This is a genomic window from Bradyrhizobium sp. SEMIA (assembly GCF_014844175.1).
GTDB lineage: Bacteria > Pseudomonadota > Alphaproteobacteria > Rhizobiales > Xanthobacteraceae > Bradyrhizobium > Bradyrhizobium arachidis.
The window spans coordinates 2,379,013-2,394,160 of the sequence record NZ_CP046601.1 but is presented as its reverse complement, the minus strand read 5'-3'; the positions used below and the strand labels follow the sequence as shown (position 1 = coordinate 2,394,160).

The following is a 15,148-nucleotide window of genomic DNA, read 5'->3' as shown; positions in this document are numbered from 1 at the left end:
CCGACGATTGGTCCAAGGGAGATCAAGCTTGTCCGCTGGCTTTGTGCAAACCTACCGCGCCTTCGCCCACAACAATGGCTGGGCGAACCACCGGCTGCTGACTGCCTGCACCGCTTTGAGCCAAGGCGATTTTGAAGCCGAGCGAACCGGCTTTTTCCCGAGCCTGCAGCGTACGCTGAACCACATCTATGTCATCGACCTCTTCTATGTCGATGCGCTGGAGGGTGGATGGCTTGGACCTGCGGCCTGGGAGAACGAAGTCCCGTACCCATCGCTGGCCGCGTTGAAACCCGCTCAAGCCGCGATCGACCGGCGGTTGATCGCAGTCTGCGATGCGCTGACGCCGAACCTTCTCGACGGGGTCGTCAGGATCAACCGAGATTCGCGGATTCAGACCGAGCGCCGCGACCGGCTGCTCATGCATCTCTTTCAGCATCAGATTCATCATCGCGGGCAGGCGCACGCCATGCTGTCCGCAACGGCCGTCGCGCCGCCTCAACTCGACGAATTCTTCGCGGAGGGAGAAGCACCGCTCCGGGCCGCCGAGTTCGCCGAACTCGGCTGGACCGAGAGCACCGTTTGGATATCATAGCGGACGAACCTGGCAGGTTCGCCTGCCCTTGTTACCCGTCGTCAGCTCCCCGGATGCCTCCCAACACCCTCGCCATCTTCGACCTCGACGGCACGCTCGTCGACAGCTTTCCCTGGTTCCTGCGCACCATCAACGACGTCGCCGATCGCTTCGGCTTTCGCCGCGTCGCCGATGAGGACGTCGAGGGGCTGCGGCATGCCTCGACGCGGGAGATCCTTTCCCGGCTCGAGGTGCCCTTGTGGAAGCTGCCGGCGATCGCGCGGCATGCGCGGCGGCTGAAGGCGGAGGCAGCTAGCGAGATTCCGCTGTTCGCGGGCGTCGAGGCGATGCTGCGGACCCTGATCGAGAGCGGCGTGCAGCTCGCGCTGGTGACATCCGACAGCGAGGCCAATGCGCGTGAGAAGCTCGGCGATGCCGCGGCGCTGTTCGCGCATTTCGACTGCGCGGCATCGCTGTTCGGCAAGCCCGCGAAATTCCGACGTGTCATCCGGCGCGCGGGCGTAGAGCCGGGCAAGGCCATCGCGATCGGCGACGAGGTCCGCGACATCGAGGCGGCGCGTGCCGTCGGCATCGCCTGTGGCGCCGTGTGCTGGGGCTACGCGGCCCCGGCGGCGTTGCGGGCGCTTGCGCCGGATCACATGTTCGCGCAGATGGAGGAGATTGCCGAAGTGGTCTGCCGGATTTCGCAGAGCGCCTGATCCGCAATCGCCGCGCACGGCGAAGGGAGACGCCCGATGACACTCACGGACGCAAGCCGCCTCAAGCTCCTGGAGCCGCCGGTCGGCCGGTTGCGGGTCGTGCTCGACACCGACACCTATAACGAAATCGACGATCAGTTCGCGCTCGTGCAGATGCTGCTGTCGAAGGACCGCTTTGATGTCGAGGCGATCTACGCCGCGCCGTTCTTCAATGCGCGCGCGGACAGTCCCGGCCACGGCATGGAGCTGAGCTATCAGGAAATCCTGCGCCTGCTGGAGCGCCTGAACGTCGCGCCGGAAGGCCTGGTTCACCGCGGCGTCACCGATTATCTCGGCCCCGGCAAGACGGCGCGGACGGCCCCCGCCGTGGACGACCTCATCGCCCGGGCGCGCGCGGGCACGCCGGACAATCCGCTCTACGTCGTCGCCATCGGCGCCATCAGCAACGTCGCCTCGGCGCTGCTAAGAGCGCCCGAGATCATCGACCGTATCGTTGTGGTCTGGCTCGGCGGCCATGCGCTGGAATGGCCCCACACGGTCGAGTTCAATCTGAAGCAGGACGTCGGCGGCGCGCAGGTGCTGCTCGACAGTGGCGTGCCGCTCGTCCTCGTCCCGTGCATGGGCGTCACCTCGCGCCTGCACTCGACGGTGCCTGAGATCGAACGCTACGTCGAACCCCACGGCAACATCGGCGCGTTTCTCGCCATGCGCTTCAAGGAATATTCGTCCGACCACATGGGCTGGGCCAAGGAGATCTGGGACATGGCGGCGGTCGGCTGGCTGCTCAACCCCGCTTGGGCGCCGAGCGTGATCATCCCCGCTCCGGTCATCACGGATCAGATGACGTGGAGCGTCGACCGCAGGCGGCATCCGATCCGCTACGTGACCTATGTGGACCGCAACCCGATCCTGAAGGATTTTTTCGTGAAGCTGCGAGACTTCGCTGCGTCAAAGGTGCCGTAGCCCGGATGAGCGAAGCGTTATCCGGGAGCGTCCCGCATGTCGCTCCGCTCATGCGGGCTACAGCCCCCTACTCCGTCTTCCGCAAAAACGCCCCGAACGCCCGCGGGCCGTCGCCGGTCTTGATCTCGCCGATCACCTTCAGCTCGGCGGCGTCGATGACATCGAGCGTGTTGCTCTCCCAGCAGGCGACGATGATGCGCTTGGCGTCGGCGGTCGCGTTGATGCCTTCAGGATAGTCGCCGACATTGATGCGCTTGACCGGCTTCAGGCTCGCAAGATCGAATACGCTGACGGTGCCGCCATACTGGTCGGTGACGAAGCCGCGGCCCTGCGCCAGCGCCACCGCATAGGGGCGCATCCCGACCGGCACGCGGCCGATCTCGGCACCCGCGGCGATATCGATCACCGAGACGTCGTCGGAGCCGACATTGGCGGTGTAGGCGCGCTTACCCTCGGCATCGATGGTCACGCCGAACGGGCGGGTGCCGACCTTGATGGTCGCCTTGCGCTGGCCCGTCGCGGTGTCCACGACCGAGACGCTGTCGTCGTCGCGGTCCGCCGAGAGCAGCAGCTTGCCGTCGGGCGTCACCGCGAGCCCCGAGGGCGAAGCGCCGACCGCGATGCTGGCGGTGAGGCGCCGCGAGGCCGCATCGATCACCCGCACCGCCGCCGCATACCAGTCGGCGACATAGACGGACATCAAGCCGGACCCCGATAGGCTCTGGCAGGGCACGGTCTATGGCACGATCTGGGCGTCGGGGCTCGTCACATAGGCAAAGCGCCCGTCCGGGCTGACGGCAACGCCCGCCGGCTTGCCGCCGATCGGGATGGTCGCGACCGCGCGTGATGTCGCGAGGTCCACGACCATCAGATCGTCGCTGAGCTGGTTGGTGACGAACGCCTCTTCGGCGGATGCGCCGCCGGGAACTGCAATGCAGAGGCTGGCGGTGAGCGCCGCCAGAGCCAGCGCGCGCACGGTCAGCTTCCGCTCTCGATCTTCTTCTTCAGCGCCTCGAGGCCGGTCTTGTAGAGCCCGCTCACCGCGGTCTTGGCGGCTTCGTCGCTCAGCTCCGGCGGCGGATCGTTGTTGGGATAGCCGCGGTAGAACGCACCGGCCCATTCCAGCGTCGCACCCTTGCCGTCGGCGCTCGGCGTCACCGTCAGCGTCGAGGAATAGTTGGTGACCGGCAGCACCTTCACGTCGACGGTGGTGATCCGGTAGGAATAGGTCATCGCGGCCGCGTCGAACTTGTAGAGCTCCTCATCGACCGTGGCGCCGCCGGTCAGCGTCAGCTTCCGCGTCGCGCCGATCTCGTTACCCTTCTCGCCCTCGGTCTTGGTGACGGGCGGAAGCCAGCCCATGTCCTGGAAATTGCCGATCGCCGCCCACACCTTGGCCGGGGCCGCGTTGATCTCGATGGATTCCCGCACCTTCTGCCGGGTCGGCCCGTGGGCCCAGACCGGCTCAAACACAGCCGTCAGAGCCATCCCCGCCACCGCCAGCGCCGCCACCCCGGCGATCGCCGTTCCGCTTCTCGTCCTCATACCGTTTCCTCACTCCTCAATCCGCGCGACTTGGGGCGCGCTGAGGTCATGGTAGCGCATTTTTGGACCATGGCGAGACCGGTTCGCGGCGCGGCTGTGGCGGAGGCGCTCGCCCATCCACACCATCCGTTGCGTTGCCCGACAGGCAACACACGCAAGAGCAACGTCAATGCACCCAGGCGAAAACAATTCGCTTTACGCGAATTCGGAAATATCGCATGATTTGGACATCCCAGCCCGGGCCGAGGGGCGTATCGCGATCGTCACGACACGCGGGATGGGACGTGGTGGACGCAGGCGGCGTCGGCGCGAAGGCGGTTTGCAGGGCGGTTCACACCGTGAGCGACGGCTAGCGCGCGCACGACCGGTGCAGCCTGCGTACGGCAAAATCGTGTGGTCCTGGCGCCCGGGGTCTGTGCGCCAAGTCCTGCTGTGATGCTGCGGCCCAACCGGGCACGCGCGTCAGCGAGCGGCAAGGCGACGGGGGCAATAGTGCATCGCTCCCCGGGGAGAGCGCGACATAAGCCGTCAAACCACTGCGCAAGGAAGGCCGGATGTTTGGCTTCACCTGTATGCCGCTGTGCAATTTTTTGTTGCCACCTTTCGCACAGTGGACCGTGGGTGCCCGGCCGGCACCCGGCCTTCCCTGCGCCCTCGGCATTTTCGGGGGCAATCGCAAAGCTCGGGCACGACGTGCCGCGAGAACGGGAAAGTGCGTCCGCGCGCTAAAACACCAAATGAAGGCGAAGCATGTCACCGCAACCTGGGCAGCGCCCGCTAGAACATATCGGGAACACAATCCTCGCGAAAGCTGCATCTGAGAAACATTTAGAAATAAACAGAAATAGACCCGGCAAGCGTTACTGGGCGCGAACTAACACTTGAGATTGCAGGCCAGAAACGCCCCGAGACGACGTAAGACAGCTTGCTGGCATGAGGCCAGCTCCCACCTCGCGACCCCGGCAATGATTGACGACGTCCGGGACACTAAAGCCGCGAGGAATGCGCGATGGTCACAACCTATTTCAGCTACAGCTACATCACGCGCAACCTCAAGCAGTCTCTGACGCGCGTCGAACAGCAGACGGACGTCGCGCGAGAGGCCGCCTATTACAAGGCCAACATCGGCAAGGTGAAGACCGTCGACGATTTCATGAAGGACTATCGCCTCTATCATTATGCGATGAAGGCATATGGCCTGGAGGACATGGCCTACGCCAAGGCTTTCATGAAAAAGGTGCTGGAGAGCGACCTCAACGACTCCAAGAGCTTCGTCAACAAGCTGGTCGACAAGCGCTACCAGGAGTTTGCCGCGGCATTTTCCTTCAACGGCACTGCAACGCCGGTCGCGCAATCGGACGACCAGACCGATGAGATGATCGGCCTGTACACCGCGACCAAGAAGAGCCAAGTCGACGCGCTTGCCGACGACACCAACTACTACAACGCCAAGATCGGCACCATCACCAGTGCCGACCAGCTCCTGAACGACGATCGTCTTCGCAACTACGTCTATTCAGCGTTCGGGATCGATGAAAGCAAGTGGCCGCGCGACACGATCAGCCAGGTCCTGCGCAGCGATCCATCCGATCCAAACAGCTACGTCAACACCACATTCGCATCTCAATTGACTGGCCTCAACGCCCAGCTCGCTCAAGCCAAATCGGACGTGAGCGCCACCAATACGAAGATCGCCGACTACACGGCCCAACTCTCGCAGCCGGGCGCTGACGTGTCCCAGTTGAAGGTCCAGATCCTGGTCGAAAAATATCACCTGGAATCATACACGAAGAGCGTATCCGACCTCGGCGACCAGATCGCGACGATTGGCAACTTTGTAGACTTGGCCGGCGCGTTCGAATTTTCGCCTGACGGGTCGCTTCCGTCAGGCGTGTCCGCCCAGACTGCTGCAAACGTCACGCTCACGACAAAGGCGTACGACGACAGCAAGTCCGCGGTCTATGCGGCTGCAAGCCCGCTGAACGAAGCTTTCGCCATCAGGCAGTTCAGAACGGCCATCCTCACCATCAATTCGCTCCAGACGTTCGTATCGACTCCAGCCGTGTACGACTTCGCGCTGGGCGCCGTCGGCCTCGATCCCGCAAAGGTCTCGCAGGAAACCGTCGAGAAGGTGCTCGAAAGCGACCTCAGCGATCCCAAGAGCTACGTCTATACGCTCAAGGACAATCGCTACGTCGAGCTTGCGCGCGCCTTCAACTTCGACGCAAAGGGCAACCTGACGACGCCCCTGGTGGCTCAGGACCCGGCTGAAGTCCTCGATATTGCGAAGGACTACGTCATTCAAGCAGTGAAGCAGGCAAGCCCCGATCAGCAGAAGGCAGTTCGGGCACAAGCCCAGAAGGACGCGACGTCCTATCAGGAAGCCATCGCTGGCATCGACAGCGTTTCCGAGCTGCTTGATAACCGGAAGATGGTCGATTTCATTCTCGTCGCCAAAGGCTTGGACCCCAAGAAGGTCAGCTCCGAATTTCTCGAGAAGATCTTCGCCTCCGATCTGAGCAATCCCAAGAGCTTCGCGAACACGCAGAGCGATCCTCGCTTTGCTGAAATCGTGGCATCGTTCAACTTCGATAGCAAAGGCAACGTCGCACGCCTGCCGATGATGGGTCCCCAGAAGCGGGATCAATTCCGGGAAACACAGGCGAACTATCTCCAGCAAAGCCTGGAGCAGCAGCAGGGTGAGACGAATCCCGGCGTGCGCCTCGCGCTCTATTTCCAGCGCAAGGCGGGTGAAATCACCTCCGCCTACGACATCCTCGCCGACAAGGCCCTCTCGGAGGTGTTCAGGACCACGTTCGATTTACCTGACTCGATGGCGGCGATGCCGATCGATCAGCAGGCCAAGTTCGTGGACAGATTCATGAAGATCACGGATCTGTCCGACCCCACCAAGGTTGCAAAGCTGTTGAACCGTTTCTCCGCGATGTACGACATCAGAAACAGCCAGAGCACAGGTCAAGGTCAATCCCCCCTGCTCAACCTCTTTCAGGGATCGAACTCGGGGTTAAGTGACTCGACGTACCTGGCCATTGCCAAGCTACGTTCGCACTGATGATCGCTCGGCGATCCCAAAGCGGGATGAGATCAGGATGAATCGTCATCGCGCTTTAGGTTATTAGTTGAGCATGATTTTTTCGGAGAATCGCTGCGCACTTTTCCGGATCATGCTCTAGCCCATGACCTCGAGCACCAGCTCCATGGTCATCAGCACGGGATTGTCGCCACGGATCAAGCGGCCATCCGCGACGCCGCCGGTATAATCGATCAAGGCAATGTCGAGCGCCGCCTCGAGTGCGCCCGAAGCGCCCGGCGCAATCGTCCCCGCCGTCACCGCCAGCTCCGTCGCGAACGGCTCGGTCACGCCGCCATGGGTGAAGCGCGCGCCGATGGTGGAGCCGACGCCGCCGTGAATCTTCGCGCGGGCGATGCCATGCGCGCGGCAGAAGTCTTCGAGGCAGCCGGCAAAATCCTGGTTGGGCCGCAGCCGCAAGGCAAAGGCGCGGCTCGTCGTGCGCGCACCGGTGCTCGCGGAAGCCAAAGGTCCGAACAGCCTAAAGTTGGTCTCCGGATCGACCTCGGCAGTGAACGCTGCGCCATCGAGGCCGAACGCCTCGACCTCGAACGGCTCGGCGACAATGGTCTCGTCCGGCATCATGTGGCCGCCGCTCGCCTTGCCGTCCGCCTCGGTCCAGAGCCCGTGGCAATGAAAGAACGGCGCACCGTCGCGCGAGCCGAGCGTCATGCTGCCGAGCTTGGTGCGCGTCAGGCCGCCCGGCCGAAATGTATCGCTGTAGAACGCCGCGTTCTCGCCGGTCTTCGACAGCGCCGGCATCACATAGGCGAACGGCCCGAGCGTGCCGCGGCCGAAGTTCAGCACGCCACCGGCAAATCCCTCCGCCGCAAAGCCGCGGCGCGCGGCTTCCAGCAACGGCAGGCCGGCTTGAAGCGTGAACGCGAAGGCGCGCCCCCTCGCCTCCACCCACTGGATGCGTTCGGGAAGCGGCGCGCCCGGCTGCTTGATATTCCGCATCGCGTACGCTCAGCTCGCCTTCGTCTTGTCGAGATCGAGCAGGCCGCGCGCCTCGAGCTCGTCGCGCACCATCCGCTTCGGCACCTTGCCATAGCCCGACTTCGGCAACGCCTCCCAGAAGAAGAAGCGCTTTGGCATCTTGTAGCGCGGCACCTTCGCACCGAGGAACGCCGCCATCTCGGCTTCGGTCACGGCCTTCGCGCCTTCCCGCGCAACGCAGACGGCGACGCCGACCTCGCCCCAGGTCGCATCGGGCACGCCGAGCACGGCGACCTCGCCGACCGCGGGATGGGTCAATATCTTCTCCTCGATCTCGCGCGGATAGATGTTGGAGCCGCCGGAGATGTACATGTCGGAGGCGCGGCCGGTGATGTAGACAAAGCCTTCCTCGTCCATATGGCCGAGGTCGCCGGTGCGGAACCAGCCGTTGCGAAACGCTTTCGCATTGGCCTCGGGATTGTCGTAGTAGCCCGCAAGCACCGCAGGTCCGATCACGCAGATCTCGCCGCTCTGGTTGGCTGCGAGCTCGCGGCCCTCGTCGTCCTGGATCGAGACCTGCATGGCGGTGCGTTCGAAGCCGCAGGTGCCGATCTTCGCATATGGGCCGTCCTCTGGATCGTGCAGTGCCGCCGGCAGAACCGTGATGTTGCCGGTGACCTCGCCCAATCCAAAATACTGCACGATGACCTTGCCGAGCTTCCTCAGCGCAGTCTTCTGATCCTCGCGATACATCGGCGCGCCGGCGTAGATCACGTGGCGCAGCGAGGAATGATCGTACTTGTCGATCGCGGGGTGCTCGACCATCATCTTCAGGATCGTCGGCACCGTGAAGAGATTGGCGACGCGATGCTTCTCGATCAGGCGGAACGCCTCGTCGATGTCGAACTTCTCGGTCGGCAGCAGCACGGTGCAGACGCCGCGCGCGGTCTGCACCAGCTGGTGCACGCCGGCACCATGCGACAGCGGCGCCACCACCAGCGAGGCATCCGCCTCCGTCACACCTGGGGTGAGATCGGCAAGATGGTTGGTGACCACAAAACCCATCTGGCCGTGGGTCAGTACCGCAGCCTTGGAACGGCCGGTGGTGCCGGAGGTGAAGAAGAACCAGCAGGGATCGTCGTGCTCGACTGCGACGTTCTCGACCGCGCTACCCGCCTTCGACGCGATGGCCTCCGCGACCGACGTCTCGCCGAACGACGCCTTGCCGTCGACGCTCCAAATGAATTCCAGCGCGCCACCCTTCACCGCCGCGGCATGCTCGGGAAAATCGGCATGGCACAAAAATGCCTTCGCGCCCGAGGCCTCGGCGAGATAGCTGACCTCGTCGGGCATCAGGCGGAAATTGGTGGGAACCCAGACCGCGCCGAGCCGGAACGCGGCGAACATCGAGAAGAACATCTCGTCGCCATTCTTGGAATGGACGAGGATGCGATCGCCCTTGGCGATGCCGCGCGCGGCGAGCGCCGCGGCCAGCGCGGAGACCTGCGCATCGATCTCGCGCCAGGTCCAGGATCGGTCACCCCAGACGAAACCGGGGCGCGATCCATGCCGCCGCGCATTCTGGGTCAGCATGTAAGCGAGATTCATGACGCGGCGGGACATGCGCAGGGGCTGCATCGGGCTTCCTCTTCGAGTGCGGTCGGCGCGCAAGCCGCCCGCTCATTGAAGCCCATTTATCGCCATCGCCAGCGACGTAGCAAGACCATCGGCCCCGCGCCCGCCCTACGGCTGCTTGAATGCGAACGGCGTTGCCGTGATCGCCCTCTCCTTGACGCAGGCCTGCGTGCCAAAACCGCCGCAATAGCTACCGTGCAGATCGAAGCGGACGGTGCGCGCGGCGCCACGCTTGATCGGCGGCGCCAGGATCTTGTAGCTGCGGATATAGCCGTCGAACACCGGGCGCACGCTGCCGTCAGGCAGCGTCACCAGGATGGTCATGACGCAGCCGCCGGTTCCACAATAGGTGGTCTCGCGGTCGCCGCATTTGGCGTCGCGGAAATCGACGATGTAGTCCTCGCGGCCATCACCGGTCAGATCGACCTTGCGCACGGTATCCGAGGCGAAGGTCACGACGCCCCCATCCTGGCTCTCGCATTCCTCGTTGGCATAATGCAGCGCCTTCTGCACGGCGGGAGGATAGTCGGCCGGGTTGAACGGCTTCGCATCGTCGGCGCGCGCAGTGGAAGCGAACAGAGCGAGCAGGAGGATGAGATAGCGCATGCGCGTTTGTCGGCGGTGCGGGCACGATCGTTCAGGGAATTTTAAACATGATCAGCGCAACCTTCGCTCAGTTCTCGCGTACAGAGTGCCGCATCATGGTCAAAGCGTCCGCCCTCCTCCTGTTGTCGCTGGCGCTCGCCGGATGTGCCGTCGCCCCGCAAGCCCATCTCGCACCCAATCCCGCCTTCAAGCCTGCACGCTACGCCTGGGACGGCGCCGGCGAGAATCCCAACCAGCCGCGCTCTGCCTCATCGCGTGCAATGCGCGCCGCAGCGGCGGCCGATCGCACCCGATCGCAGGCCGGACTTCAGCCCTATTCTAGGGAATGGTGGCAGGTGCAGGACGGCATCGAGGCCGAGCAGGACGCCAGGGTCAACCGCTCCCTCGTCATCTGCCAGGGTTGCCTCCGCCAACAGCCCCAGCCGGAAGACTCCAGGCTCGCCAAGGCGAGTGATTGAACCGAACAGCCGCTCCATCGGTCTACAGAGATACGCGCCGGCCACTCCGGCCTGTTGTCGCGCGCCGTCATCTCAGGGACAGTTCATGCTCACCCGTCGGACTTTCGTCGCCGCCTCTCTGCTTGCCGGAATCGCCCCGGCTTTCGCCGAGACTCCCGCTCCCACCGATCCCGTCGCCATCCTGACCGCGATCTATACCCGCGCCGCCAAGGGCAAGGGCGACGGTGGCGCCGCCTTCGTCATCGAGAACAAGGCAGCGAAGTCAAACTACCTCTCCAAATCGCTGGTCGCGCTATGGGCCAAGGCGGATGCGCACACGCCGAAAGGCGACGTCGGGCCGGTCGATTTCGATCCGGTCACCAATTCGCAGGAACCGGACGTGAAGTCGTTCAAGGTTGACGCTGAGAAGATGGAAGCGGACAAGGCGACGGTCGCGGTGACCATCACCGGCCACCGCAACGACCGGAAACCCGCCGACCAGATCGTGCGTTACGACTTCGTGCGCGAGGCCAATAGCTGGAAGATCGACGACATCAAGGGCTCCTCCGACGGCGAAGCCTGGTCGATCCGCAAGATGCTGACGGACTCGCTGAAGAGCTGACCGGAGACGACATGAGCGACGTCATCAACAACAAGGCCCATCACCGCTATGAGCTCGAGGTGGAGGGCCATCTCGCGACCGAGCATTACAAGCTCGACGGCGAAGTCATCACCTTCGAGCATACGGACGTGCCGAAGGAGCTCGGCGGCAAGGGCGTCGGCTCAAAGCTGGTGCAAGGCGCGCTCGACCAGGTCCGCGCGGCCGGATTGAAGCTGATCCCCCAATGCCCGTTCGTGAAGGCGTGGATCGAGAAGCATCCGGAGTACCAGGACCTGGCGAAGCGATGAGGGCGCAGGCCCGCCTGTAGCCGGGCGGGCCTGCCGACGTCCACGGCCTATCGCCCGTGCTTGAGCATGTCCTGGTCAGTCAGATCCCAGTCCTGCCACAGCAGCAGCATGCCAAGGAGGACCGTCACCGCGCCGAGGCTGGTGTGGTAGATGCGCAGGAACCCTTCACCGGAATAGCCGAGGAAATAGGGCGAGGCGATGAGCCACAATCCGACCAGGATCGTCGCCACCTCCTGCCAGCGTTGCAGCGCGACATATTCGAGCTGACTGATGCCAAACACGACCAGGCCGACTGCAACCGCGTTCAGGATGACCATTGAGTCTGCGGCGATCGCGGGTTGTTCCTGGATGGGAAACCACGGCGAGACGACGATCAGTGCGCCCAGCACCATCCCGCACCAGTCTTCCCATGTTCGATGAGTATTCAAGAAACCAAAGTCCGACATCGTACCCTCCTACGACAGAGGCATACGTCTGCGGCTGGCGATCATGACACACCGAATATCTAGCGACCCTGCCTGCCGCATTCGGCGTATGTCCTGCAAAAGACGTGGGAGCCGCCGGCGACCGCGCAAGAGCGAATGCGAGGATTATTTCGATGGCCGCCGCGATGTTCGCCGGTCACCAACTCATATCGCACTGCGGCTACAGGGCCCCGAGCCTCTGAAGCGCCTCGCGCGCGACCGGCAGGCCGGGCTTCGATTCCAGCGCCTTCCTGAAGTCGGCGATCGCGCCCTGCTTGTCGCCGAGCCGAAGCTTGGCCTGGCCGCGATTGTTCCAGGAGAACACGTCGGAGGGATCGTATTGCAGCGCCTTGTCGTAGTCGGCAAGACCGCCCTTGTCGTCGCCCTGGTAGAGCCGGATCATGCCGCGGTTGCGCCAGCCGCGCGCATCGGTCGGCGCAATGCGGATCGCCTCGCCATAGTCGGCGGCGGCGCGGTCGAGCTGCTCGCTGTCGCGATAGACGTTGCCGCGATCGATATAGGCGAGCAGGCTGGGCGCAAGCCTGATCCGCATGGTGTAGTCGGCAAGCGCATGCGCCACGTCGTGCCTGCGGTAGTAGACCAAGGCGCGATTGGTGTAGGCCGTGGCATAGTTCGGATCGCGCTTGATCGCGGCATCGAAGTCGGCGAAGGCGCCGTCGAGATCGCCCTTGTTGTAGCGGGATTCGCCGCGATTGCTGTAGGCCAGCGCCAGCGAGGGATCGAGCTTGATGGCCTGATCGTAGTCGGCGATGGCGTGATCGAAGTCGCGCTTGAAGCTGTAGACGCGGCCGCGATTGTTGAAGGGGCAGGCATAGTCGGGAGCGAGCCTGACCGCCTCGTCGAGATCCGACAGCGCCGCGTCGAGCTCTCGCTTCTCGGTGAGACCATGGCCGCGATTGCAATAGGCGCCGGCGAGCCGGTGGCCGCTCTCGCTCCTGGTCTCGATCACGGTCGAGCACGCCTTGACCCGCTCCTCCGGCGTGCTGGTCAGCCCGACGCATGCGTCCCAGACCGGACCGCCTTCGGCCGCAGCCGGCAGCGGCGCCGTCGAAGCAAGCGCGGCGAGCAACGCCATGAGGCTGAGCGGGACACGCATTTTCGAGATATCTCCCCTGCGGCAACCTCCCTTGGTCGCACCTTGGCAAGGGCCGGTTCAGGCGCCTAGATCAGGAAAGAGGCAGCGCTTCGGAAGGATATTGCATGGCGGCATCGGTACGCGACAACAAGGAGAAGGGCCGCTTCGAGCTCGACGTTGGCAGCGAGGTCGCCTTCGCCAATTACCGGCTGACGCCGTCGGCGGTGATCATCACCCACACCGAGACGCCGCGTGCGCTGCGCGGCCGCGGCATCGCGTCCGAACTGGTGAAGGGCGCGCTGGAGCTGATCCGCCGCGACGGCAAGAAGGTGATCGCCGGCTGCGGCTTCGTCGTCGATTATCTCGAGCGGCATCCGGAAGATGCCGACCTCGTCGCCTGAAAGAAAAAGGGCCCGCGAAATCGCGGGCCCTTCTCATCCCTAGACTCAATCCCCTTGGCAATGACCGATCAAGCGGTCAGTGCTTGATTTCCGGCGGCAGCTTGCCGCCATTGGCGGCGAGCTTGGACATCACCTGCTTGTGCAGCCAGACGTTCATGCTGGCGGAGTCGTTCATGTCGCCGCTGTAGCCGAGCTCCTTGGCGAGGTCCTTGCGCGCCGCAAGGCTGGAATCGATGTCGAGCGCCTTCATGAGGTCGACGATCGAGGTGCGCCACTCCAGCTTCTCGCCCTTGTGAGCGGCCGCGGCCTTGTCGACGATCGCAGCGACGTCGACCGTTGCCGCCGGCGCGGCAGCAGGCGCCGATTGCGCTGCCTGCGGGTGCGGCGGCAGCCGGATGGCTGCCGAAGATCGCGCCCATGATTTTCCCGAAAATGCTCATGTCTGCTCCCCGAAAAAGGATCCGTTGGAAGGGCCTTGAGCGGCACTTATAGACGAAGTTACCGCGTTGCGCCCGCGTTCCTGCGAACGAACAAGCAGCATCAGCTTATCTGCGGCGAAATGACGACCGAATGACACATTCGAGGTTGCACTGCGACATCGAATTTCACCCAAGCGTGAGGGACAGGACTCGGAAATGGGCGTACGCTTCTCGCTCAGCTCGCGATGTCTTCCGGAATTCGCGTCTGGTCGGGATCGCGCAACTCAGAGAATGGCGGCCGCTTGCGCCGTTGCCGGCGCCGAATGCGGCCGCCCGGCAAGGGAGCTAGCGACCATGGCCACATTCTACCGGGGCAATGTCCCAACGATGGTCCAGCCGACTGACGCGGCTGGACCGGTGATCCGAACCATCCAACTCTCCGACCTCCACGATGCGCTCAAGCGCGGCTGGGAAGATTTCAAGGCGGTTCCGAGCCACGCCATCATCCTCTGTGTGATCTATCCGGTGCTGGGCCTCGTGCTCGCCCGCGTGGTGATGGGCCATTCGGTGCTGCCGCTGCTGTTTCCTCTGGCCGCCGGCTTCGCGCTGATCGGGCCGTTCGCGGCGCTCGGTCTCTACGAGCTCTCCAGCCGGCGCGAACGCGGCGAAGAGGCAAGTGCCTGGGATGCCATGGAGGTGCTGCGCTCGCCCTCGTTCGGCGCCATGCTCGGCCTCGGCACGTTGCTGCTCGCCCTGTTCGTGACCTGGGTCGCGACCGCGCAGGCCATTTATGTGTCGGCGTTCGGCTATGAGGGCGTGACCGGAATCTCCGATTTCATGACGCGCGTGCTGACGACCCGGCAAGGCTGGTGGCTGATCGTGGTCGGCTGCGGCGCCGGCTTCCTGTTCGCCCTCGCCGCGCTCTGCATCAGCGCCGTGTCATTCCCGCTCATGCTCGACCGCCATGCGGGCGCGTTCGAGGCGATGGTCACCTCGCTGCGCGTCGTCGCCAAGAACCCGGTGCCGATGGCGGCTTGGGGTCTGATCGTGGCGGTGTTGCTGGCGTTTGGTACGATCCCGGCCTTCCTCGGCCTTGCCGTGGTGATCCCCCTGCTCGGCCACGCCACCTGGCACCTCTACCGCAAGGTGATCGCCTCGGAGCCCGGGTCGCGCCCGGTGCCGCCCCCGCCGCATCGCCCGCGCAAGCCGGCCGCCGACTTCCCCGCCAACCTCTTCCCCTGGCGTAACAGGTCAGACGCCTGACGCCATCGTGACATGCGATCCTGCCCGAGCCCGGCTCGGGCGGGATCGCGAACTGTCATACGCCTTGCTTTGGCCGCGGTTACAATCGAG

The 15,148-nt window shown here is 64.1% G+C and carries 15 protein-coding genes and 2 pseudogenes; 9 read left to right on the top strand and 8 right to left on the bottom strand.

Translation table 11 applies throughout. The features are described from left to right. The first annotated feature begins 28 nt into the window (after positions 1–28). From FOM02_RS11570 to FOM02_RS11560, 3 genes are read left to right on the top strand one after another with little or no spacing between them, the layout of a single operon-like run. Complete coding sequence (locus tag FOM02_RS11570) at positions 29–592, top strand: DinB family protein (protein ID WP_027559286.1); 564 nt, start codon at positions 29–31, stop codon at positions 590–592. A gap of 53 nt (positions 593–645) precedes the next feature. Continuing rightward, positions 646–1,290 (top strand): HAD-IA family hydrolase, encoded by a 645-nt coding sequence (locus tag FOM02_RS11565; RefSeq protein WP_027559287.1) that lies wholly within the window; start codon positions 646–648, stop codon positions 1,288–1,290. Positions 1,291–1,326: 36 nt separating this feature from the next. Further along, complete coding sequence (locus tag FOM02_RS11560) at positions 1,327–2,253, top strand: nucleoside hydrolase (protein WP_027559288.1); 927 nt, start codon at positions 1,327–1,329, stop codon at positions 2,251–2,253. A 67-nt stretch (positions 2,254–2,320) separates the two neighbouring features. On the opposite strand, the pseudogene FOM02_RS11555 reads toward FOM02_RS11560, so the two are convergent. Then, positions 2,321–3,229 (bottom strand): annotated as a pseudogene (locus tag FOM02_RS11555) (YncE family protein). A gap of 2 nt (positions 3,230–3,231) precedes the next feature. Beyond that, a complete protein-coding gene (locus FOM02_RS11550; RefSeq protein ID WP_027559290.1) occupies positions 3,232–3,798 on the bottom strand; it encodes an SRPBCC family protein in 567 nt (188 codons plus the stop codon). A gap of 1,009 nt (positions 3,799–4,807) precedes the next feature. On the opposite strand from FOM02_RS11550, the gene FOM02_RS11545 reads away from it, so the two are divergent. Continuing rightward, positions 4,808–6,871: a DUF1217 domain-containing protein gene (locus tag FOM02_RS11545; protein ID WP_265441778.1), complete on the top strand. Its 2,064-nt coding sequence runs from the start codon at positions 4,808–4,810 to the stop codon at positions 6,869–6,871. A 117-nt stretch (positions 6,872–6,988) separates the two neighbouring features. Here the strand turns inward: FOM02_RS11545 and FOM02_RS11540 are convergent, their stop codons facing one another. The 3 genes from FOM02_RS11540 to FOM02_RS11530 form a co-directional block, all read right to left on the bottom strand. Further along, positions 6,989–7,849, bottom strand: coding sequence for a PCC domain-containing protein (locus FOM02_RS11540; protein WP_027559292.1), 861 nt, complete (start codon positions 7,847–7,849; stop codon positions 6,989–6,991). Positions 7,850–7,858: 9 nt separating this feature from the next. Beyond that, positions 7,859–9,466 carry an acyl-CoA synthetase gene (locus FOM02_RS11535; RefSeq protein ID WP_027559293.1) on the bottom strand — a complete coding sequence of 536 codons (1,608 nt, stop codon included), beginning with the start codon at positions 9,464–9,466 and terminating at the stop codon, positions 7,859–7,861. A gap of 105 nt (positions 9,467–9,571) precedes the next feature. After that, positions 9,572–10,069: a hypothetical protein gene (locus FOM02_RS11530; protein WP_027559294.1), complete on the bottom strand. Its 498-nt coding sequence runs from the start codon at positions 10,067–10,069 to the stop codon at positions 9,572–9,574. 95 nt (positions 10,070–10,164) lie between these two features. On the opposite strand from FOM02_RS11530, the gene FOM02_RS11525 reads away from it, so the two are divergent. From FOM02_RS11525 to FOM02_RS11515, 3 genes are all read left to right on the top strand, one after another. Continuing rightward, positions 10,165–10,527, top strand: coding sequence for a hypothetical protein (locus tag FOM02_RS11525; RefSeq protein ID WP_027559295.1), 363 nt, complete (start codon positions 10,165–10,167; stop codon positions 10,525–10,527). An 85-nt stretch (positions 10,528–10,612) separates the two neighbouring features. After that, complete coding sequence (locus tag FOM02_RS11520; RefSeq protein ID WP_027559296.1) at positions 10,613–11,128, top strand: DUF3828 domain-containing protein; 516 nt, start codon at positions 10,613–10,615, stop codon at positions 11,126–11,128. A gap of 11 nt (positions 11,129–11,139) precedes the next feature. Beyond that, on the top strand, positions 11,140–11,415 hold the full coding sequence (locus FOM02_RS11515; RefSeq protein WP_027559297.1) for a GNAT family N-acetyltransferase: 276 nt from the start codon (positions 11,140–11,142) through the stop codon (positions 11,413–11,415). A 47-nt stretch (positions 11,416–11,462) separates the two neighbouring features. On the opposite strand, the gene FOM02_RS11510 is transcribed toward FOM02_RS11515, so the two are convergent. Then, positions 11,463–11,861, bottom strand: coding sequence for an SPW repeat protein (locus FOM02_RS11510; protein WP_027559298.1), 399 nt, complete (start codon positions 11,859–11,861; stop codon positions 11,463–11,465). Between the two features lie 199 nt (positions 11,862–12,060). After that, positions 12,061–12,996: a tetratricopeptide repeat protein gene (locus FOM02_RS11505; RefSeq protein WP_027559299.1), complete on the bottom strand. Its 936-nt coding sequence runs from the start codon at positions 12,994–12,996 to the stop codon at positions 12,061–12,063. A 104-nt stretch (positions 12,997–13,100) separates the two neighbouring features. On the opposite strand from FOM02_RS11505, the gene FOM02_RS11500 reads away from it, so the two are divergent. After that, the gene (locus tag FOM02_RS11500; protein WP_027559300.1) at positions 13,101–13,376 is read left to right on the top strand and encodes a GNAT family N-acetyltransferase; all 276 of its coding nucleotides are present in this window, start codon (positions 13,101–13,103) and stop codon (positions 13,374–13,376) included. Positions 13,377–13,452: 76 nt separating this feature from the next. On the opposite strand, the pseudogene FOM02_RS11495 reads toward FOM02_RS11500, so the two are convergent. After that, positions 13,453–13,816: pseudogene (locus FOM02_RS11495) on the bottom strand (DUF3597 domain-containing protein). 333 nt (positions 13,817–14,149) lie between these two features. Between FOM02_RS11495 and FOM02_RS11490 the strand changes: the two are divergent. Beyond that, positions 14,150–15,058 carry a DUF2189 domain-containing protein gene (locus FOM02_RS11490; RefSeq protein WP_027559302.1) on the top strand — a complete coding sequence of 303 codons (909 nt, stop codon included), beginning with the start codon at positions 14,150–14,152 and terminating at the stop codon, positions 15,056–15,058. Positions 15,059–15,148 lie beyond the last annotated feature (90 nt).